This window comes from Streptomyces sp. NPDC042638, from assembly GCF_040647235.1.
Lineage (GTDB): Bacteria > Actinomycetota > Actinomycetes > Streptomycetales > Streptomycetaceae > Streptomyces > Streptomyces rameus.
On the sequence record NZ_JBEZBT010000013.1, the window covers coordinates 132,701 to 151,877 of the forward strand.

Annotated in this window: 17 protein-coding genes and 1 pseudogene; 4 read left to right on the top strand and 14 right to left on the bottom strand. The window is 73.4% G+C overall.

Annotated elements, in window-relative coordinates:
- Window positions 1-367: 367 nt before the first annotated feature.
- Both AB0B40_RS14050 and AB0B40_RS14055 read right to left on the bottom strand, forming a co-directional pair.
- Window positions 368-1,795 carry an MFS transporter gene (locus AB0B40_RS14050; protein WP_362263988.1) on the bottom strand — a complete coding sequence of 476 codons (1,428 nt, stop codon included), beginning with the start codon at window positions 1,793-1,795 and terminating at the stop codon, window positions 368-370.
- On the bottom strand, window positions 1,792-2,448 hold the full coding sequence (locus AB0B40_RS14055; RefSeq protein ID WP_345048808.1) for a TetR/AcrR family transcriptional regulator: 657 nt from the start codon (window positions 2,446-2,448) through the stop codon (window positions 1,792-1,794). The genes AB0B40_RS14050 and AB0B40_RS14055 overlap by 4 nt, the downstream gene beginning before the upstream one ends.
- A gap of 460 nt (window positions 2,449-2,908) precedes the next feature.
- Between AB0B40_RS14055 and AB0B40_RS14060 the strand changes: the two genes are divergently transcribed.
- Complete coding sequence (locus tag AB0B40_RS14060) at window positions 2,909-3,652, top strand: winged helix-turn-helix domain-containing protein (RefSeq protein WP_345048810.1); 744 nt, start codon at window positions 2,909-2,911, stop codon at window positions 3,650-3,652.
- Here the strand turns inward: AB0B40_RS14060 and AB0B40_RS14065 are convergent.
- On the bottom strand, window positions 3,630-4,394 hold the full coding sequence (locus AB0B40_RS14065) for a class I SAM-dependent methyltransferase (protein ID WP_345048811.1): 765 nt from the start codon (window positions 4,392-4,394) through the stop codon (window positions 3,630-3,632). The genes AB0B40_RS14060 and AB0B40_RS14065 overlap by 23 nt on opposite strands.
- 111 nt (window positions 4,395-4,505) lie before the next feature.
- Window positions 4,506-4,970 carry a hypothetical protein gene (locus tag AB0B40_RS14070; protein WP_362263989.1) on the bottom strand — a complete coding sequence of 155 codons (465 nt, stop codon included), beginning with the start codon at window positions 4,968-4,970 and terminating at the stop codon, window positions 4,506-4,508.
- A gap of 239 nt (window positions 4,971-5,209) precedes the next feature.
- Here AB0B40_RS14070 and AB0B40_RS14075 point away from each other — a divergent pair, with 239 nt between their 5' ends.
- Window positions 5,210-5,608: a nuclear transport factor 2 family protein gene (locus AB0B40_RS14075; protein WP_362263990.1), complete on the top strand. Its 399-nt coding sequence runs from the start codon at window positions 5,210-5,212 to the stop codon at window positions 5,606-5,608.
- A gap of 138 nt (window positions 5,609-5,746) precedes the next feature.
- Here AB0B40_RS14075 and AB0B40_RS14080 read toward each other — a convergent pair whose 3' ends face one another.
- Window positions 5,747-7,003 (bottom strand): cytochrome P450, encoded by a 1,257-nt coding sequence (locus AB0B40_RS14080; RefSeq protein WP_345048022.1) that lies wholly within the window; start codon window positions 7,001-7,003, stop codon window positions 5,747-5,749.
- A gap of 391 nt (window positions 7,004-7,394) precedes the next feature.
- On the opposite strand from AB0B40_RS14080, the gene rho reads away from it, so the two are divergent.
- Together rho and AB0B40_RS14090 are read left to right on the top strand one after the other, a co-directional pair.
- On the top strand, window positions 7,395-8,543 hold the full coding sequence (gene rho / locus AB0B40_RS14085; RefSeq protein WP_362263991.1) for a transcription termination factor Rho: 1,149 nt from the start codon (window positions 7,395-7,397) through the stop codon (window positions 8,541-8,543).
- Window positions 8,544-8,781: 238 nt separating this feature from the next.
- A pseudogene (locus AB0B40_RS14090) lies at window positions 8,782-9,525 on the top strand (serine hydrolase); the annotation flags it as partial.
- Between the two features lie 11 nt (window positions 9,526-9,536).
- Here AB0B40_RS14090 and AB0B40_RS14095 read toward each other — a convergent pair.
- From AB0B40_RS14095 to AB0B40_RS14135, 9 genes are all read right to left on the bottom strand, one after another.
- Window positions 9,537-10,976, bottom strand: a complete 1,440-nt coding sequence (locus tag AB0B40_RS14095; RefSeq protein WP_362263992.1) for a glycosyltransferase 87 family protein — start codon at window positions 10,974-10,976, stop codon at window positions 9,537-9,539.
- On the bottom strand, window positions 10,973-12,364 hold the full coding sequence (mptB, locus tag AB0B40_RS14100) for a polyprenol phosphomannose-dependent alpha 1,6 mannosyltransferase MptB (RefSeq protein ID WP_345048019.1): 1,392 nt from the start codon (window positions 12,362-12,364) through the stop codon (window positions 10,973-10,975). Before mptB ends, AB0B40_RS14095 begins: the two co-directional genes overlap by 4 nt.
- A gap of 154 nt (window positions 12,365-12,518) precedes the next feature.
- Entirely contained in the window at window positions 12,519-13,457 is a 939-nt protein-coding gene (locus AB0B40_RS14105) for a glutaminase (protein WP_345048018.1), read from the bottom strand.
- Between the two features lie 50 nt (window positions 13,458-13,507).
- The gene (gene aspA / locus AB0B40_RS14110) at window positions 13,508-14,917 is read right to left on the bottom strand and encodes an aspartate ammonia-lyase (protein WP_345048017.1); all 1,410 of its coding nucleotides are present in this window, start codon (window positions 14,915-14,917) and stop codon (window positions 13,508-13,510) included.
- A 286-nt stretch (window positions 14,918-15,203) separates the two neighbouring features.
- A complete protein-coding gene (locus AB0B40_RS14115; RefSeq protein WP_362264003.1) occupies window positions 15,204-16,220 on the bottom strand; it encodes an asparaginase in 1,017 nt (338 codons plus the stop codon).
- 191 nt (window positions 16,221-16,411) lie between these two features.
- Window positions 16,412-17,089, bottom strand: a complete 678-nt coding sequence (locus tag AB0B40_RS14120; protein WP_362264004.1) for a FadR/GntR family transcriptional regulator — start codon at window positions 17,087-17,089, stop codon at window positions 16,412-16,414.
- A gap of 171 nt (window positions 17,090-17,260) precedes the next feature.
- Window positions 17,261-18,097, bottom strand: a complete 837-nt coding sequence (locus AB0B40_RS14125) for an undecaprenyl-diphosphate phosphatase (RefSeq protein WP_345048016.1) — start codon at window positions 18,095-18,097, stop codon at window positions 17,261-17,263.
- 74 nt (window positions 18,098-18,171) lie between these two features.
- Window positions 18,172-18,546, bottom strand: a complete 375-nt coding sequence (crcB, locus tag AB0B40_RS14130; RefSeq protein WP_345048014.1) for a fluoride efflux transporter CrcB — start codon at window positions 18,544-18,546, stop codon at window positions 18,172-18,174.
- Window positions 18,547-18,655: 109 nt separating this feature from the next.
- Complete coding sequence (locus AB0B40_RS14135; RefSeq protein WP_345048013.1) at window positions 18,656-19,120, bottom strand: CrcB family protein; 465 nt, start codon at window positions 19,118-19,120, stop codon at window positions 18,656-18,658.
- Window positions 19,121-19,177 lie beyond the last annotated feature (57 nt).

Here is a 19,177-nt window from a genome sequence, read left to right on the forward strand (position 1 = left end):
GAGCCGGGGGGCCGCACATGAGTACCCGTACTCATCGCCGCCCCGCGACGCGACCGCGGCACGTGCCGAGAGCGCCGCCGCGGCTCACGCAGCGGCGTTCCGAGCGGCACCTGACCGGCAGCGAGCGCGAGGGGATGTCCCGCGGCATCGCGGCCGGGGAGTCTGCCTGGCAGTTGGCCAGGCGGCCAGGCGGATCCCCTTCGGCCGTCTCCGGCGAGATCGCCCGCCACGGCGGCCGGAACCTCTGCCGAGCGGCGTCCGCTGATGCGGCGCCCTACACGCGCGGGCGCTCCACCAGGGCGGTTCGCCGACACCGGAGATCGGTCTGATACATGACCGGAACTGTCTGGGTGTGTTCGGCGGTTGCTCAACTGTTTGTGTGTCGAGCGGGCGCCGCCTGTGGTGTCGGCGCTCGCGTCGGGGGTGAGGCGGTCGCGTCGTCTCCTTCCTGGCAGGCCGGGCGCCGGGACAGCCGCGACGCGGGCAGCAGGCCGAGAGCGGCGAGTGCGGCCAGGATCAGCAGAGTGGAGCTCATGGTTGAGTCAGCCGTGCCGGTTGCGCTGGCCGCGACGGCGATGCCGAAGGTCGGCCCGATGTTCATGGCGGTCTGCTTGAGCCCGCTGACGACCCCGGCGTACCCGGGCGGCGCGTCACCGACGACGGTCCCGGTGGCGGTGACCATCACGGTGGCGAACCCGGCACCGATGGCGGCGAAGGCCGCAGCCATGGCCATCCATGTGCCGGCGGGACCGAGCCGGGACAGCTCCGCGATGCCGACCACGACGAGGAACGTACCGGCGATCGCGGTGCGGCGCGCACCGTACCGGCGCAGTGCGGCGACCGCGGCGGGTGAGCCGAGGACCATGAGCACGGTCAGCGGGAGTACGCGCAGACCGCTGGCGAGTGGATCGAGTCGAAGTACGTCCTGGAGGTAGAAGGTGGCCCTGAACAGGGCGCCGAACAGGCCGGCGGTGGTGACCAGCAGGATCGCCATCGACGCCGTCACCGGTACGGACCGCGCTACGGCTGGTGGAACGACCGGGTGCGTGGTGCGGTGTTCGTGCCAGGTGAGCACCGTTGCGACGCCGGCGACGGCGAGGAATTCGAGCAGCGTCGGCGCGGCGGTCCACCCCCGCACGGATACGTTGGCCAAGGCGTGGACCAGGACTGCGAGCGCGACCGCCAGCAGGCCCGCGCTGGTGAGGTTGAGCCGTGGGGAGTTGGCACGTTGAGGTGTCGGCGTCCGTACGGCGAGGGCGAGAACGGCGATGACGAACGCGAGGGGCACGTTGACCCAGAAGACGGCGCGCCATCCCAGATGAGCCACGAGAACACCGCCCAGGAGCGGACCGGACCCTGCCGCCACCGCGATCGCACTGGTGCGGATGGCGATCGGTGTGCCGAGCCGGTCCGCGGGATACGCCAGCCGTAGCAGCGCGAGCGTCGCAGGTTGCAGGAACGCGGCGAACCCGCCCTGCACCGCGCGCAGGACAATCACCCAGCCGACGGTCGGCGCGAGCGCGATCCCGGCCGAGGCAGCCCCGAAGCCGAGGACGCCGACGAACAGCAGGCGCGGGTGCCCGTACCGGTCCCCGAGGCGCCCGGCGATCACGAGTAACGCGGCCACGGCGACCAGATAGCCGGTGCTCGTCCACTGGATCTGCGCCACGCTCACGCCGAGATCACGCTGCATGCCGGGCTGCGCCATGAGCAGGATGGTTCCGTCCAGTGCGACGATCACCGCGCCGACCACGCTGACCAGAAGTGCCATCTGCCGTTGTGCGGGTGCGGTCATGAGGTCACCGGGCCGAGATGGGCGTCCAGAACTGCCGTGATGAGCCGGTCGGGTTGGTCGTCGCCGCGATCGCCGTCCGGCGGTGGGGTGCCGAAGGCGAGTTGCAGGCTGCCCCAGGCCCACAGCTGGGCGATGCCATGCAGGTTCGCCCACAGTGCGGCTGCGGTCACCGCGGGCGGCGGTGCGGCCTCGTTCGGCCCATCTGTGCGTTGCGCGCCATCCCGCTCCGCTCGGCATCGGGCGACGAGTCCGGTGATATGCCCGAACAGCGGGAGGGTCGACTCGCGCAGCCTCGGTTGGTCCGATGCCTGCGCCGCGCTGTCGAGCAGGTCGTGCCGCCACATGAGTTCGAACATGCCGCGGCGTTCCAGTGCGTACCCGACGTACGCCCGGGCGAGGGCCTCCAGTTGGCCGCGGGGTGTGGTCGTGCCGGCGGCCGCGGCCTCGAACATGGCTGCGAGGTCCTCGAAGCCGCGGCGGGCGATAGCCGAGAGCAGCGCGTGGTGCGTGGGGAAGTACCGGCGCGGCGCCCCGTGCGACACCCCCGCTCGACGGGCTATTTCCCGCAGGCCCACGGACGCGGAGCCCTCGGTCAGTACAAGGTCGATCCCTACATCGATCAACCGCTCCCGAAGGGAGCTCTCCTCAGTCATAGACAGTGTCTACCACGCGCCGTAGACACTGTCTACCAACGTGGGCAAGTGATCGTTCTCCTCGCGGATGGCGGCTCACTCGCTCACGGCGGCACTCCGACCGGGGGACCTTGCGGCCGGTGTCTGAGCCAGGACTCCGGGCCCGGAACGGCGGGCTTTCGGCCACGGCGGGGTCGGCGGTTTCCGTCGGCTCACCGATCCGGGAGCGGGCCTCGCGCCGGGCCGCGCCGTCCGGCGGACGCGGCCCGGTGGTCAGTGATCCACGGAGGGCGGCACTGGTCAGCGGCCCTCTGCGACGCCCTGTGGGCGCCTGGCGCGGCAGTCGGTGACCGCCGGCCCGCGCGGGTTGATTTCGGTCGATCCGGAAGACAGCCCTTCCCTTGTGGTTTAGACCAATGCTAATTGTGGTCGCGCAACGAACCCGTACGACTACGTCTTGTCACCGACAGGAGGGCGCGGCATGGCCCGCACCACCCCGCACGATCACCCGCCCGGCGACGACCGGCCCCTGTACGGACAGATCGCGGCGCTGCTGCTCGACGAACTGCGCGACGGCACGATTCCGCCGGGTGAACGACTGCCCGGCGAACGGCACTTGGCCGCGCACTTCGGGGTCAGCCGGGAGACCGTCCGGCAGGCGCTGGAGGTGCTGCGGCGCAGCGGTCTGGTCACCACCGACCGGCGGGGCAGCCATGCCACGCTGCCCGGCCGGCCCGTCGAGGCGCCGGAGTCGCTCACCTTCCCGGTGGGCGCCCGGCCGGCGGACCTGTGCGCGGTGGACCGGGCCACGGTGACCTGGGCGGAACCGCCGCCGGAGCACGCGCGGGCGCTGGGCCTGGCGCCGCACCGGCCGACGCTGATGCACCGCTATCTCTCGGTGACACCGGACGGCCGGTCACTGCGGACGGCGCTGACATCGTTCTCACCGGTGGCGCTGGCCGAGGTCGCCGAGCTGGCCCGCTACCGGGACCGGGCCGACGGGGCGACGCCCGCGCAGCTGCGGCGGGCCTACGACTGGATGCGCAAGGCAGGGCTGTCCCTGCACCACCGGGACGCCATCACCCAGGTCGGCGACGCCTCCTCGGTGCGGGTGACCCGGCGCGTGCACGACCAGTACGCACGCCCGCTGGAGATCACCGATCTGGTGGTGAGCGCCGAACAGGACGCTCTCGTCTACGAGTTCACACTGCCCGCCGCGGTGTGACCTCCGGGGCCGGCCCATCCGTCCTGTGGGCCACCACCAGCCTGCCGCGCGGGCTGCCGTCGGCTCGACGGCCGAACTCGGGCAGCACGCGCAGCTCGACTGCCAGGCCCGCCCGTTCCAGCTCCCCGAGCATGGCACCGAGCCGCAGGGCCCGGTAGTACATGACGAACGGCGGGCGCCACAGCGCGTTGCGCGTCCGCATCGCCGCGTCGAAGCCGAGCAGCAGCCAGAAGGCGGGGTGCGCGGGCCGGGGCGGCGCGAACACCGGGAAGACGAAGCGGCCACCGGGGCGCAGCGCCGAGCGGACCTGGGCACAGAGCCCCGGCAGTTCCCGGGGCAGGAAGTGACCGAACGCCCCGAAGGACGCGACGAGATCGAAGGCGGCCGTGAACGGCAGAGCCCGGGCGTCGGCGCGCACCCAGCCGATCCGGGGTGCGCCGGTGGACCGTACCCGGCGCCGGGCGACGTCGAGCATGCCGGCGCTGAAGTCCACTCCGGTGACGCTGCGCCGGCACAGTCCGGCCAGCAGTCGTGTTCCGGCCCCGGTCCCACAGCACAGGTCGAGTCCGTCCGTGAACGGACCGAGCGGCGCCACCGCTTCCGCGACCGCGTCCAGCACCGCGTCGGGTGTGCGGAAAGGGGTGTGGTCGAACTTGGGCGCGAGCAGGTCGTAGCCGCGCTCGACGGAGGACAGGGCCTGCACGGCGAGTTCGCGGAGTGTGGGACCTTCTGGACCGAACATGCCATCACCCTATGACGGCGGCGCCGGGCCGGTCCCGGCTGCCGCCGCGCGCTGCGACCGCGGCGGCGCCCGGACCACCGTGGCAACGGGGCCGGGTCCGGTCCGGTCGGGTCAGCCGAAGGTGTGGTGGCAGAGCCGTGCGATCTCGGGCGCGGCCACGCCGTCCGCCTGGCGGCACAGGTCGCGCATCTGGGCGGCGCCGGGCCGGCTGACGGCGGGACGGGGCCGAGGGGCGGGGCGGCGGCGTACGGGCGGCCGTCGCTCCGGGCGCGGGCGGCGCACCGGCGGGGCGGCCGGTGCCACGGCCCGGGGAGCCGCCGCGGGCACTCGCCGGCCGCCGGGACGGGGACCCCGCTTCGGCTCGGCCGCCGAGTCCGGCCGGGGCGGCTGCCCGTGGTCGGTGCGGACGAGCGCCGTCCGGGCGGACGGCGCTCTCGGCGGGGCCGTGAGGACGGACGGTCTCGCCGCGGTCTCTCGCGGCGGGGCGGTGTCGGAAGTGGTACGGGAGCTGACGGTGGTGCAGCCGGCGACGCTCACCAGCGCCGCCACCAGCAACGGAAGAAGTCGGCGAGGCACCCGCCCACTGTGCCGCACCGCTCACCGCGACAGCCCGTGTCACGCGGCAGCACCACCCCGACGAGCTACCGGCCGGGCTGACGGGCCGCGTCACCGTCACGGGGCGGGGCCGCCCACTGCCGTGCGCGCTCCGGCACGGCAGAGGGGGGTACATGACGCGCCGGCAGTGGTTGACTGACCTCCTCCACACCTGATCAATCACGCACCCGATCAATCAGTTGACTATGCGAGGAGATCCGATGCGCGCGTTCCGCGAGGCCGTCGAAGCCGGGGACCCGGCAGCCGTCGAGGCGCTGCTGGCCGAGGATGTCGTCTTCAGCAGCCCGGTCGTCTTCAAGCCGTATCGCGGCAGGGCGATCACGGCGGCGATCCTGCGCGAGGTCGTCGAGGTCTTCGAGGACTTCCGGTACGTCCGGGAGATCGGCGAACCGGGCGGCCCGGAACAGGCGCTGGTCTTCCGGGCCCGGGTGGGGGACCGGGAGCTGACCGGTTGCGACTTCCTGCACGTGAACGAGGACGGCCTGATCGACGACTTCATGGTCATGGTCCGTCCGCTGTCGGGTGCACAGGCCCTCGCCGAGGCCATGGGCGCGCGGTTCGAGCGGATCGCGAAGGAGGCGGAGGCGCGGTCCGCGTGAGCGGCCGCGCCGTCCCCGGCAGGGGCGGACCAGTCCCGGAGCCGCTCCGGCGTCGCCCCGGTGCCGGTCGTCGACCAGCCGCCGCGGACGGCCTGCGGGGCGTACCGGGAGCCTGCGGAGAGGCCGTCCGCGGTGGCCTCAGGACACGGACGGCGCGAGCCGCACGGGCAGGCTCCGCACGCTGTTGCCCACGAATCCGGCGTGCGGTGCCAGGTCGGCCTCGGTCACGGCCGGCCGGAGCGAGGGGAAGCGGGTGAACAGCCGTTCCAGGGCGACCGCGGCCTCCAGCCGGGCCAGGGGTGCGCCGAGGCAGTAGTGGGCGCCGTGCCCGAGGGAGAGGTGGCGTACGGCGCCGGGCCGCGTGGAGCGGGTGACGTCGAAGCGGCCGGCGTCCGGGCCGTGCGCCGCCGGATCACGGCCGGCCGCGGAGTAGCCGGCGAGCACGGGGGTGCCGGCGGGGACGGGCGTGCCGGCGACCGTCAGGTCCCGCACGGGGTAGCGGAACGGGAAGTAGCTGACGGGCGCGTCCCAGCGCAGCGTCTCCTCCACCACATCCGCCCAGCTCGCCCCGCCCGCGCGGACCAGGGCGAGCTGCTCGGGGTGGGCACACAGGGCGCGTACGGCGTTGGTGATCAGGTTGAGGGTGGTCTCGTGCCCGGCGATGATCATCAGCAGCAGGGTGCCGATCAGCTCCTGCTGGCTGAGCCGGTCACCGCCCTCGTCCCTGGCGGCGATGAGTGCGCTGGTGAGGTCGTCGCCGGGCCGGGCGGCCTTCGCCGCGGCGATCTCCCCCAGCAGGGCGACGAGTTCGCGGTTGGCGGCGACGGCATCGGCGGGTGCGGTGTCGGTGGCCACGACCTGGTTGCCCAGGTGATGCAGCCGGTCGCGGAACCCGACGTCCACGCCGAGGAGTTCGCAGATCACTCCCATCGGCATGGGCAGCGCGAAGTGCCGCCGCAGATCCGCGACCCCGTCACCCGCGGCGGCGGCCCGGGCCAGGCCGTCGAGCAGCGACTCGGTCAGTTCCTCGACGCGTGGCCGTAGTTCCTCGACACGGCGGGGTGTGAAGGCCCGGGCGGCCAGGGACCGCAGCCGCCGGTGGTCGTCGCCGTCGGCGGTGGTCATGCCCGGGACGGTGGCGAACGTCAGCAACGGCCAGCCCTCGGCGACCCTTCCCTCCCGCAGGGCCGTGAAATGGCGCGGGTTCTTGGCGACTTCGGGGTGCTGGAGGAACTCCTTCAGCGCCTCGTGCCCGAGTACGGCCACACCCTCGATGCCGCCGGGCAGTTCGACCGGGGCGACGGCGCCCTGGGCCAGCAGCCGCGCGTTGACGGGGTGCGGACAGCCGCCGGCGGGATCCAGGCGGTACGGGGGGCGTGCGGGTGAGGTCTCCACCGGTTCTCCTGACGTTCCCCTGACAAGACGATCGATGGTAGGGCCGGCCGGGGATGCCCGGGAGTGTCCTGTGCGACCACCCGGGAATAGCCTGGTCCGGCGGTTTGTTGGCAGGGTCACGGACACGGAGGCCCCTCCGGTGGTACCGTTCCGTCAGCACTGTGCACGCCCCCATGGGCGCCGGTGCCAGTTCTCCCTCTCAGCTGTTCCAGTCGCCGTTCTCCCGGATCGTCCGGTTCCCGGCGCGACAGCTTCCCAGCCCCGCCTTGTGACGGGCGTTCTCCGCCCTGAGCCGAGGTGCTTCCCGCCGCCCGGAGGCAGTCGCAGCCACGCCTCCCGCTCGCGGCCTCTCCCCTTCGCTTCTCTCATCCGTCCGGAAAGGACTCCCCCCATGACCACCACTCTCGAACATCCTCCCGAGGCCCGGCAGGCACCGGCCGCTTCGCTCGTCACCGGCGTGCTGGACGTCGACACGCACGGGAAGGGGCACCTGAGGGCCGCGGGCCTGCTCCCCTCCCCCGCCGATCCACAGGTCTCCGCCGCGCTGGTCCGCCGCCACGGACTGCGCAAGGGCGACCTGGTCGAGGGCGTCCGGGGCGCGCAGCGGGCGCTGACCGAGGTCGCCCGCGTCAACGGGCGCGTCCCCGGGGAACTGCGCTCCCGCCGGCACTTCCGCGATCTCACCCCGGTCCACCCGCACCAGCGCCTGCGCCTCGAACACCCCGCCGCCGGACTGGCCGGACGGGTCACCGATCTGCTCGCTCCGGTCGGCAAGGGCCAGCGCGGCCTCATCGTGGCCCCGCCGAAGAGCGGCAAGACCGTGCTGATCCAGCAGCTCGCCGCCGCCGTGGCCGGCAACCACCCCGAGTGCCGGCTGATGGTGCTCCTGCTGGACGAGCGGCCCGAGGAGGTCACGGAGATGCGCCGCTCGGTGCGCGGTGAGGTGTACGCCTCCACCTTCGACCGGTCGCCCAAGGAGCACATCGCCCTCGCCGAGCTCGTCGTGGAGCGGGCCAAGCGCCTGGTGGAGGCCGGCGAGGACGTCGTCGTGCTGCTGGACTCGCTGACCCGGCTGTGCCGGGCCCACAACAACGCCTCCGCGGCCGGCGGCCGTACGCTGAGCGGCGGCGTCGACGCCGGTGCGCTGCTCGGCCCCAAGCGGTTCTTCGGCGCCGCGCGCCAGGCCGAGGAGGGCGGCTCGCTCACCATCCTCGCCTCCGCCCTGGTGGACACCGGCTCCCGTGCCGACGGCTACTTCTTCGAGGAGCTGAAGGGCACGGGCAACATGGAACTCCGACTGGACCGGGAACTCGCCGGCCGTCGGGTCTTCCCCGCCGTGGACATCGACGCCAGCGGCACCCGGCGCGAGGAACTCCTGCTCACTCCGGCCGAGTTGACGGCCGTGCACGGTCTGCGCCGGGCCCTGCGCTCCCGGGAGACCGGACCGGCCGCCCTGGAGACCCTCCTCGAACGGATGCGCGCCACCCCCGGCAACGCCGCGTTCCTGCGGCAGATCCGGCCCACCCTGCCGGCCGCCTGACACCCGGCCGCGGGCGGCCGGGTGCGGCATCCGGGTTGCTCGGCGACCCGAACGGCCCGGGCAGCGTGTCGCACGCGGGTCATGTTCGTACGTTGATCATATGGTCACCGGATTCTCATACCGTGCAGCTGTGTCGGTCTGCTCCCTCTGTGTGGCGGGCCTGCTGGCGCTCACGCCCACCGCTGCCGCCGCCGGACCCCGGGGCGGGGAACCCGCCCCGCCCCGTCCCCGGGCGGCGATGCCCGGGCCGTCCCTGCTCTACCACTCCGGCACGCAGGTCCGACCGCACCAGGGCGCGCCCCAGGTGCCCGAGCTCTCGGCTCTCTCCTGGCTCGTCGCCGACGCCGGCAGCGGGGAGGTGCTCGCCGCGCGCGACGCCCACCGCGAACTGCCCCCCGCGAGCACGCTCAAGACCCTGTTCGCGCTCACCGTGCTGCCGACACTGCCCAGCGGGCTCCAGCACACCGTGCGGTACGAGGAACTGGCGGACGTCGGCGAGGGCAGCAGCCTGGTCGGCGTCGAGGAAGGGCACACCTACCAGGTGGCCGACCTCTGGCGCGGGGTCTTCCTCAGCTCCGGCAACGACGCCGTGCACGTGCTCGCCCGGCTCGGCGGCGGCTGGCAGGCCACGGCCGCCCGCATGCAGGACAAGGCCCGCACACTCGGCGCCCTGGACACCCATGTGGTCTCCCCGGACGGCTACGACGCCCCCGGCCAGGTGTCCTCCGCGTTCGACCTGGCGGTGTTCGGCCGGGCGGGGCTGCGCAACCCCGACTTCGCACGGTACTGCTCCACCGCCGCGGCGAGCTTCCCCGGTGACGGCTCGCCGTACCCCATCGAGAACACCAACCGGCTGCTGACCGGCGAGGACGGCGTGGCGCCGTACCCGGGGCTGATCGGGATCAAGAACGGCTACACCAGCAACGCGGGCAACACCCTGGTGGCCGCGGCCCGCCGGGACGGGCGCACCCTCGTGGTGAGCGTGCTGAACCCTCAGGCCGAGGGCGGGTTGACCGTGTACGAGGAGGCCCGGGCGCTGCTCGACTGGGGCTTCGCCGCCGCCGGGCAGGTGGACCCGGTCGGCTCGCTGGACGGGCTGCGACCGCACTCCCCCGCCGCCGCGTCCGCCGCGCCGGTGGCGGCGGCCGCGGCACCGGCGCCGGACGGCGACTCGGGCTGGTCCGGCACCGCCGTCGTGGCGGGGCTCTCCGGGCTCGGCGCGGGAGCCGTGGCCCTGGCACTGCGCGCCAAGGGCGGCCGGTCGGCCCGCGGCTGACCCGCCGGCAGACCCACCGGCAGTCCGAGCAGCAGGCCCAGCGAGATCCACGTGTAGAGGTTGCTGCCGAGGAACCCGCCGAGGCCGGAGGCGTCGTCGAACCACAGCCACACCACGCTGGTGCACAGCACCGCGTACAGGGCGCCCGCGATCCGCAGGTGCCCGGCGCGCACCAGCACCGCGAAGGACGGCAGCAGCCAGACCAGATGGTGCACCCAGGTGATCGGGCTGACCAGACAGGCCGTGGCACCGGTCAGTGCGAACGCCGCCGTCCAGTCCCCGGCGGCGACCGCCCGCCGGCCGCGCCAGGCCCACACGCACAGGGTCAGCAGGACCGCCGTCGCCCACAGGGGGCGGCCGGACTCGCCGAGGCGGGCCAGCACACCCTGCAGCGACTGGTTCGACACGTAGTCGAGCCGGCCCACCCGGCTGGTGTCCCACAGCGCGTCGGTCCAGTAGAAGCGGGAGGCCGCCGGATCCACCCAGGCGGCCAGCGCGGTCGCGGCGGCGGCGACGGCGACGGCGGTACCGGCCGCCCGCCGGCGCCCGGCGAGCAGCAGCAGCCCGATGAACAGGGCGGGCGTGAGCTTCACCGCGGCGGCGAGCCCGATCCCGGCACCCGCCCAGCGGCCCCGGCCGGTGGCCAGCAGCGCGCAGTCGGCGAGGACGAGGGCCAGCAGCACCAGGTTCACCTGTCCGAAGCTGAAGGTGTCGCGCAGCGGCTCGAACAGGGGGAGCAGACACAGGCACAGCGCCCACCGGTACCAGCCGTGGCGCCGCCAGCGCGGACCGGCCAGGACCCGCAGGACGCCCGCGAGCGCGGCCAGGTTCACCAGCAGGGACACCACGACCGCCGTGGTCCGGCCGAGCAGGGCCAGCGGCAGCATGGCGACGGCGGCGAACGGCGGATACGTGAAGCCGTACGTCGTGCCCGGCACCCGGTAGTCGTAGATCCGGCCGTCGTGGTGCGCCCAGGTGTGCACGGCGCCGTAGTAGACGCGCAGGTCGAAGAAGCCGCGCAGCAGCGGCACGGTGGCCGTGAACACGGTCACCGCGGCCACCAGCAGCAGGACGAGCGGCAGCCTGCCCCGTCCGGTGCGCGGCCCTAGCGCCGCCAGGCGCCCGGGCAGCCCCGGCCCGCCGCCCCTTCCGGTCATGCCGTGCGTCCCGGGACCGGGGCCTGGGCCGCCTGCTGCGCCTGCCACAGGACGACCACGCCGAGCACACCGCCGGAGACCGCGAGCACCAGCTGGCCGAGGTCGGCGGGACCGCCGCTGGGCAGCACCGCCAGGGCCAGCACGCCCGCAAGGGCGGCCACCCGGTGCCGTACCGAGGTGCTGGGTGCGGCGGCGGCGATGAGGAACAGGCCCCACAGCAGGTACCAGGGCCGGATGGCCGGCCCGAAGACCGCGACCGTGAGCATGCTCAGGCCCAGCGCGTACACCGGTCGCAGGCGCAGCCGGAGCCATATCAGCAGGACGGCGACGGCGGTGACCGCGAGACCGAACAGATGCCAGGCCGGGACGGCCAGCGGGGCCAGACCGCTGCCGAGACGGGTGAGCAGGGCGCCGGTGGCCCGGCCGAGCAGGCTGGTCAGCGCCCAGTTGTGCGCGGAGACCGGAGTGTCCAGGGCGCTGATCCAGCCGTAGCCCGTGCCGGCCACGGCGGTGGCGGCAACCGTGGTCGCCGCGGAGGCCGCGGCCGTGGTCAGCACGGCCGGCAGCGGCGGGCGGCCGGAGCGGACCCGCAGGGCCACGACCGCCAGCAGGCCGAGCGCGGCCGGTGCCTTGACCAGGGCGGCGAGGGTGACGAGGACGGCGCCGACGGCGGGCCGGCGGCGGGCGGCGACCAGGCCGAGTCCGAGCAGACCGAGCATCAGGGCGTCGTTGTGGGCGCCGGCGACCAGGTGCAGCAGCACCAGCGGGTTGAGGGCGCCGAGCCACAGCGCCGCGGCCGGGTCGGCACCGCTGTGCCGGGCGAGGCGGGGCAGCGCCGCCGCCATGAGGGCCACGCCGAGCAGGGCGACCAGGCGCATGCCGAGCAGGCCCGCGGGCAGTTCGCCGCGGGTCAGCCCCGACAGCACGGAGGCCAGGGCGAGGAAAGCGGGGCCGTAAGGGGCGCCGGTGTGCCGCCACATCGGGGCGACCTCGTCGGAGAGCGGACCGCCGAGCCGGTCCGGACCGTTGGCGTAGACGTCCATGTGGGCGTCGACCATGGCGCCCTGCGCGAGGTAGCTGTACACGTCCCGGCTGAACAGCGGCGGGGCGAGCAGCAGCGGCGCCGCCCAGACGGCCAGTACGAGCAGCAGGGCGCGCGGGGTGGGCGGCTGGGGGCCGCGCACCAGGCGGCCGAGGAGCACCCAGGCCGCGATGAGCAGGACGACGCCGAAGTACACCCCGACCAGGCCGAGCGCCGCCTGCGCCGAGGCGGGCGCCAGGAGGTCCTGGACGGGCAGGGCGCCGGCCGTCTCCCCGCCGAGTGCGAGGAAGGCGGTACCGGCCAGACCCAGTACCTGACAGCTGCGGAGATCGACGGGGAATGCCATGGCCAACACTGGCTCAGCGTGTCAACGCCGAGTGGCCGGAAGGCGACAGTCCCTTCACCGGCGGGCGGCCCGCACGTGTCCGGCGTGTGAGGAGCGACGCCTTCCGGGGGTCCGGGGGCCACCGGGACACCGCGCGCCCGGTGTGGAGCGGGGCTCAGAACACGGACAGACCGGTGAGCGTGGTGAACCGGTCCAGGGCCGCGACCCCGGCCACCGAGTTGCCGCGTTCGTCCAGGCCCGGGCTCCACACGCACAGCGTGCACCGGCCCGGCACGACCGCGATGATCCCGCCGCCGACCCCGCTCTTGCCGGGCAGGCCCACCCGGTAGGCGAAGTCGCCGGCCGCGTCGTAGGTGCCGCAGGTCAGCATGACCGCGTTGACCTGTTTGGCCTGGCTGCGGCTGAGCAGCCGGCTGCCGTCGGCACGGATGCCGTGCCGGGCGAGGAAGCCGGTGGCCAGGGCCAGGTCGGCGCAGGACGCGGCGATGGAGCACTGCCGGAAGTACTGGTCCAGCAGGACCGGTACGTCGTTGTCGATGTTGTCGTAGGACGCCATGAAGTGGGCGAGGGCGGCGTTGCGGTCGCCGTGGGCGGTCTCGGAGGCGGCGACCTCCTGGTCGAAGCCGAGGCCGGGGTTGCCGCTCTCGGTGCGCAGGAAGGACAGCAGTTCACCGGCCGCGTCCCCGGTACGGGTCTGGAGGCGGTCGGTGACGACGAGGGCGCCCGCGTTGATGAAAGGATTCCGCGGGATGCCGTTCTCGTACTCCAGCTGGATCAGGGAGTTGAACGGGTTGCCGGAGGGCTCGCGGCCCACGTGCTCCCAGAGTTCGTCGCCCTCGCGGGCCAGGTCCAGGGCGAGCGTGAAGACCTTGGTGATCGACTGCGTGGAGAACGGCTGGCGCCAGTCCCCCACCCCGTACACGGTGCCGTCCGGCTCGGCGACGGCCATGCCGAAGCTGCGCGGATCACAGGCCGCGAGGGCGGGGATGTAGTCGGCGGGCCGGCCGCGCCCGGGGGTGCGGCTGATCTCCTCGGCAATGCGCTCCAGGACCGGCAGGAAGGTGAACGCCGACGTCGTCGTCATGATCGCCATTGTGCCTCCCGGCCCGTCCCGGAGCGTAATCGTGGCCGCGTGGCCGCAGGTCAGGCGACCGGGGCGCCGCTGCCCGCGACGACCTCGGGGCGCAGCAGGTCCGCCAGCCGCTCGGCCGGCAGCAGACCCTTCTCCAGCACCAGTTCGGCGACGCCGCGGCCGGTGGCGAGGGCCTCCTTGGCGATGTCGGTCGCGGCCGTGTAGCCGATGTGCGGGTTGAGCGCGGTGACCAGGCCGATGGAGTTCTCCACGGTGGCGCGCAGCTGCTCGGTGTTGGCGGTGATGCCGGACACGCAGCGTTCGGCCAGCGTGCGGCAGGCGCTCCGCAGATGGGTGATCGACTCCGACAGGGAGTGCAGGATGATCGGTTCGAAGGCGTTGAGCTGGAGCTGTCCGGCTTCGGCGGCCATGGTGATGGCGACGTCGTTGCCGATCACCTCGAAGGCGACCTGGTTGACCACCTCGGGGATGACCGGGTTGACCTTGCCCGGCATGATCGACGACCCGGCCTGCACCGGCGGCAGGTTGATCTCGCCGAGGCCCGCGCGGGGGCCGGAGGACAGCAGGCGCAGGTCGTTGCAGCTCTTGGAGAGCTTGACCGCGATCCGCTTGAGGACGCCGGACATCTGGACGAAGGCACCGCAGTCCTGGGTGGCCTCGACCAGGTTGGCGGCCGTGACCAGGGGCAGCCCGGTGAGGGCGGACAGGTGCTTGCGGACGGCCTCGGCGTAGCCGGCGGGGGCGTTGAGTCCGGTGCCTATCGCGGTGGCGCCGAGGTTGATCTCATGGATCAGCTCGACGGCCTCGGCGAGACGGCTGCGGTCCTCCTCGATCATGACGGCGAAGGCGGAGAACTCCTGCCCGAGCGTCATCGGGACCGCGTCCTGCAACTGTGTACGGCCCATCTTGAGCACGTCACGGAACTCGACGGCCTTACGGGCGAAGGCGTCCTGCAGTACAGCCATCGCCTTGAGCAGTCCATGTACCGCGAAGATCGTCGCTGTCTTGACGGCGGTCGGGTAGACGTCATTGGTTGACTGGCCCAGGTTGACGTCCTCGTTGGGGTGCAGATGCGTGTACTGCCCCTTGGCGTGGCCGAGCAGTTCCAGGGCGCGGTTCGCCACCACCTCGTTGGCGTTCATGTTGGTGGAGGTGCCGGCCCCGCCCTGGATGACGTCCACGACGAACTGGTCGTGCAGCTCGCCGGCCCGGATCTCCCGGCAGGCGGCGACGATCGCGGCGGCCTTCCTCGGCTCCAGCAGACCCAGTTCCTCGTTGGCGAGGGCCGCGGCCTCCTTCACGGCGGCGAGGGCGTCGATCAGGTGCGGGTAGGCGGAGATCGGGGTGCCGGTGATGGGGAAGTTCTCCGTCGCGCGCAGGGTGTGGATGCCCCAGTAGGCGTCGGCGGGGACGTCGCGGTCGCCGAGCAGATCGTGCTCGCGGCGGGTGGCGGCGGTCATGAGGGTACGGGCCTCTTTCTGAGGTACGGAGGTGAAGGCGCCCCGCGAGGCGGCGGGGCGTTGCCGGCATACGGCCGCCGGCCGGCGCCCCGCGAGGAACGGACGTTGTCGGCATGCGGCTGCCGACCGGCGCCCTCACGAGGGGGCGAGCTACTGCCGACCTGTGCCCCCGCGAAGGACAGGGCACTGCCGGCCTGCGGCTACCGCCGCGCGGCGCGGTCGGCCAAGAGCGGCCACCGGACCGTGGACCGAGGACGGCCCGCGGCCCCGATGGGGATTCGGCCGACTACGCGCAGACGGTGAGCGACTCGGGGTCCAGCGCGCGCACGGGCCGCACACTCCCCACCGGCTCTCCCCCGCCGAGCAGCGGCTCCCCCGCGAACTCGGTCAGCAGCCCGGGGTCCACGCCCGCGCGCGCGAGAGCGGCCGCGGCGACCGGTATGCGGGCACGGTTCGCCCCGTCGGCTATCTTCACGGCGACTGCGGTGCCGTCGGGCAGCGCGGCGACCTGCACGCCCTCGAAGCCGTCCTTGGCGAGCAGCCCGGGCACGGCCCGCATCAGCGCGGCGACGTCCCGGCGGGTGCCGGAGGCCATCTCGGCGTGCTCGCGCATCGCGTCGGCCACCCTGGCCTCGGGAGTGCCGGGCGCGGCGGAGGTGATCCGGGCCAGCGCACGGGCGAGGCCGTGCAGGGAGACGGAGAACAGCGGGGCACCGCAGCCGTCCACGGTGACCCGTGCGACGCGCTGGCCGGTCAGCTCCTCGACGGTCGCGGCCACGGCCTGCTGGAGCGGGTGTGCCGGATCGAGGTAGTCGTCCAGCGACCAGCCGTTGAGACGGGCGGTCCACAGCATGGCGGCGTGCTTGCCGGAGCAGTTCTGGGCGAGGCGGGAGGGCAGCCGGTCCGCGCGGACCCAGGCGTCGCGGACGACCGGGTCGTACGGCATGTCGGGCACGTTGCGCAGGTCGTCCTCGGCGAGGCCGGCGAGGCCGAGGATGCGCCGGGTGCCGGCGAGGTGGCGCTCCTCGCCCGAGTGGCTCGCGGCGGCCAGCGACAGCAGTTCGCCGTCGAGCGGCAGCCCGGCCCGCAGCATGGCCACGGCCTGGAGGGGCTTGAGGGCCGAGCGCGGGTAGAAGGCGGCTTCGATGTCGCCGAGCTGGAACCGCACCGTGCCGTCGGCGCTGAGGACGACGACGGAGCCGTAGTGGATGCCCTCGACGACGCCGCCGCGGATGAGGTGGGCGACGGGGGCGTGGAGGGGTTCGCGGACGACGGGTGCGTCGGCGGGAGAACTGTGGGACATCACTGCCTGCATCAGGGGGTCGGGGTCGGCCGGGCCGCGGGTCGCGCGCCGGCTCCGGATCAGGGGGTCGGGGTCGGCCGGGTCCGCGGGTCGCGCGCCGGCTCCGGTGGGTGTGCTGTTCAAGGGGGCGCGGACGCAGGCGTCGGCACGGCCGGACGAGGGCCGCGTCGGGTCCGCGAGGTGCTGCTCGCTCATGCCTCGGGTGCGCCCGGCGTCGGTGCGTGCGTCCGCTGGGGACGCACGATGTCGGTGAGGGTCGTCTCGACGCGGTCCAGGTGGTGGCTCATGGCCTCCACCGCGTCGTGTTCACAGCCGTCGACCAGCGCCTCGACGATCGCCCGGTGCTCGCGGTCGGACTGCTCGCGGCGCCCGCCCAGCTCGTTGAGGAAGGCCGACTGGCGCGCCAGTGCGTCGCGGATCTCCTCGATGACCCGGCGGAAGACCGGGTTCTGGGCCGCCTCGGCCACGGCGAGGTGGAAGAGGGTGTCCATCGCCACCCAGGCGATGGTGTCCGTCTCCCGTTCCATCCGGTCGAGCAGGTGGGCCAGGTGGTCCAGGTTCTCCGGGGTGCGGCGCAGGGCCGCGTAGCCGGCGACCGGGATCTCGATGTGGCGGCGCACCTCCAGCAGGTCGCTGGCCGCGTAGTCCCCGAAGGTGGGGTCCTCGACGGCGTTCGCGATGACGAAGGTGCCCTTTCCGGTCCGGGAGACCGTGAGGCCCATCGTCTGCAGCGCGCGCAGCGCCTCGCGCAGCACGGGCCGGGACACCTCCAGGGTGCGGCACAGCTCGGCCTCGGAGGGCAGCTTGTCGCCGATGGCGTACCGGCCGTTTTCGATGGCGCCGCGGAGGTGGTCGAGCACCGCTTCCATGGCGCTGACGCGCCGGGGGACGAGACCACCTGTCTGGCTGTCTGACAGGTTCACGGAGCGATCCTGCGGTCCGCGGGCGGAGCCTGTCAAGCGGCGGGTGCGGCGAGACGCGAACGGGGTGCGTCGCCTGAAGACAGGCGTCCGCACCCCGTGGGTGGTCGACGTGCCGGCTCAGCTGCTAAGCGTGCCGGTGCCGAGCAGACCGAGCAGGATCACGCCGATGACGATCCGGTAGATCACGAAGGCGTTGAAGGAGTGCTTGGCGACGAACTTCAGCAGCCAGGCGATGGAGGCGTAGGCCACCACGAACGACACGATCGTGCCGACGGCCAGCGGAGCGGCGCCGACACCCGCACCGAGGGCGTCCTTCAGCTCGTACAGGCCCGCGCCGGTCAGGGCCGGGATGCCGAGGAAGAAGGAGAGCCGGGTGGCGGCGACACGGTCCAGGTCCAGGATGAGCGCGGTGGACATGGTGGCGCCGGAGCGCGAGAAGCCGGGGAAGAGCAGGGCGAGGATCTGGGAACAGCCGACCCACATCGCGTCCCTGAAGGACGTGTCGTCCTCACCGCGCTTGTGCCGGCCCATCTGGTCGGCGGCCCACATCACGGCGGAGCCGAGGATCAGCGATCCGGCGACCACCCACAGCGAGGCCAGCGGGCCCTCGATCAGCGGCTTGGCGGCCAGGCCCACCACCACGATCGGGATGGTGGCGGCGATCACCCACCACGCGAACTTGTAGTCGTGGTGGTAGCGCTCCTCACGGTTGGTCAGACCGCGAAACCAGGCGGTGACGATCCGCTTGATGTCCTTGAAGAAGTACACGAGCACGGCGGCGATGGCACCGACCTGGATGACGGCGGAGAACCCGACGACGGACTTGTCGTCGACGGGGATGTTCATGAGCCCCTCGGTGATCTTGAGGTGGCCGGTGGAGGACACCGGGAGGAACTCGGTCACCCCCTCGACTACTCCGAGGACGACGGCTTGACCGACGGAGATGGCGCTCATGGGATCCAGTTCTGAGGAGGTTGGTCGACAGTGCTGTAGACAGTACTCACTATGCCGGGGCGTGCGGCAGGCGCCTAGGCCCACAGGGCCCCGGCGAGTGCGGCGCCGGCGAACGCCGCCGCGAGTCCCGCCGCCACACTGGCCACGACGTTCACAGCAGCGTAGAGGCCGGCGCCGGCCTCGGTCAGCCGCAGGGTCTCGTAGGAGAAGGTCGAATAGGTCGTCAGCGCACCGCACAGCCCGGTGCCCGCCAGCAGCCGCACCTCGGGACCGGCGACCCCGGCGGAGACGGCGCCGGTGAGCAGCCCGAGGACCAGGCAGCCGACCACGTTCACCACGAGGGTGCCCCACGGGAAGGGGGAGTCGTGGCGGGCCCGCACGGCGCGGTCGGTGAGATAGCGCACGGGTGCGCCGATCACGGCCCCCGCGACGACCAGCAGCCAGTTCACAACGACTTCTTACCCTCCGGTTCGGCTCTGCCCGGAGTACAGATGTGGTGCCAGGTGCCCTGCTCGCCGACGTGGACGGCCGGCCGCGGGGCAGGGCCGGTGAGTGACGTCATCGCCGCCTCCCGGTGAAGACCCGGCGGGCGGCGGCCGAGGCCAGCCACACCGCCGCGAGGGCCGCGCACGGCGTCGCGGCCAGACAGGCGAGCCCGGGGCCGGGGCGGCCGGTGTCGAGCAGTCCGCGGACGTCGACCGCATAAGTGGAGAACGTGGTGAAGCCGCCGAGGACGCCGGTGGCCAGGAACGGCCGCAGGAGGTGAGGGGCGGCGGCCCACACCTCGGTGACGAGCACCATGAGGGCGCCCATGGCCGCGCAGCCGGAGACGTTGGTCCAGAAGGTCGCCCAGGGGAAGCCGCCGGGGGGTGTGGGCCAGGCGAGCGTGAGCGCGTAGCGGCCCACCGCGCCGAGCGCTCCGCCCAGCGCCACGACCGCGACCACGGGTGCCTGCGCACGCCACCCGGCGCGCCCGCGAGGCACGGGACGGACGCCGGGCGTCGGTGTTTCCGGCGCTGTCATGCTGCTACGTCTCCTGTTCGGCCCTGCCCCGACGGGTGATCACGGCCAGCATCAGGG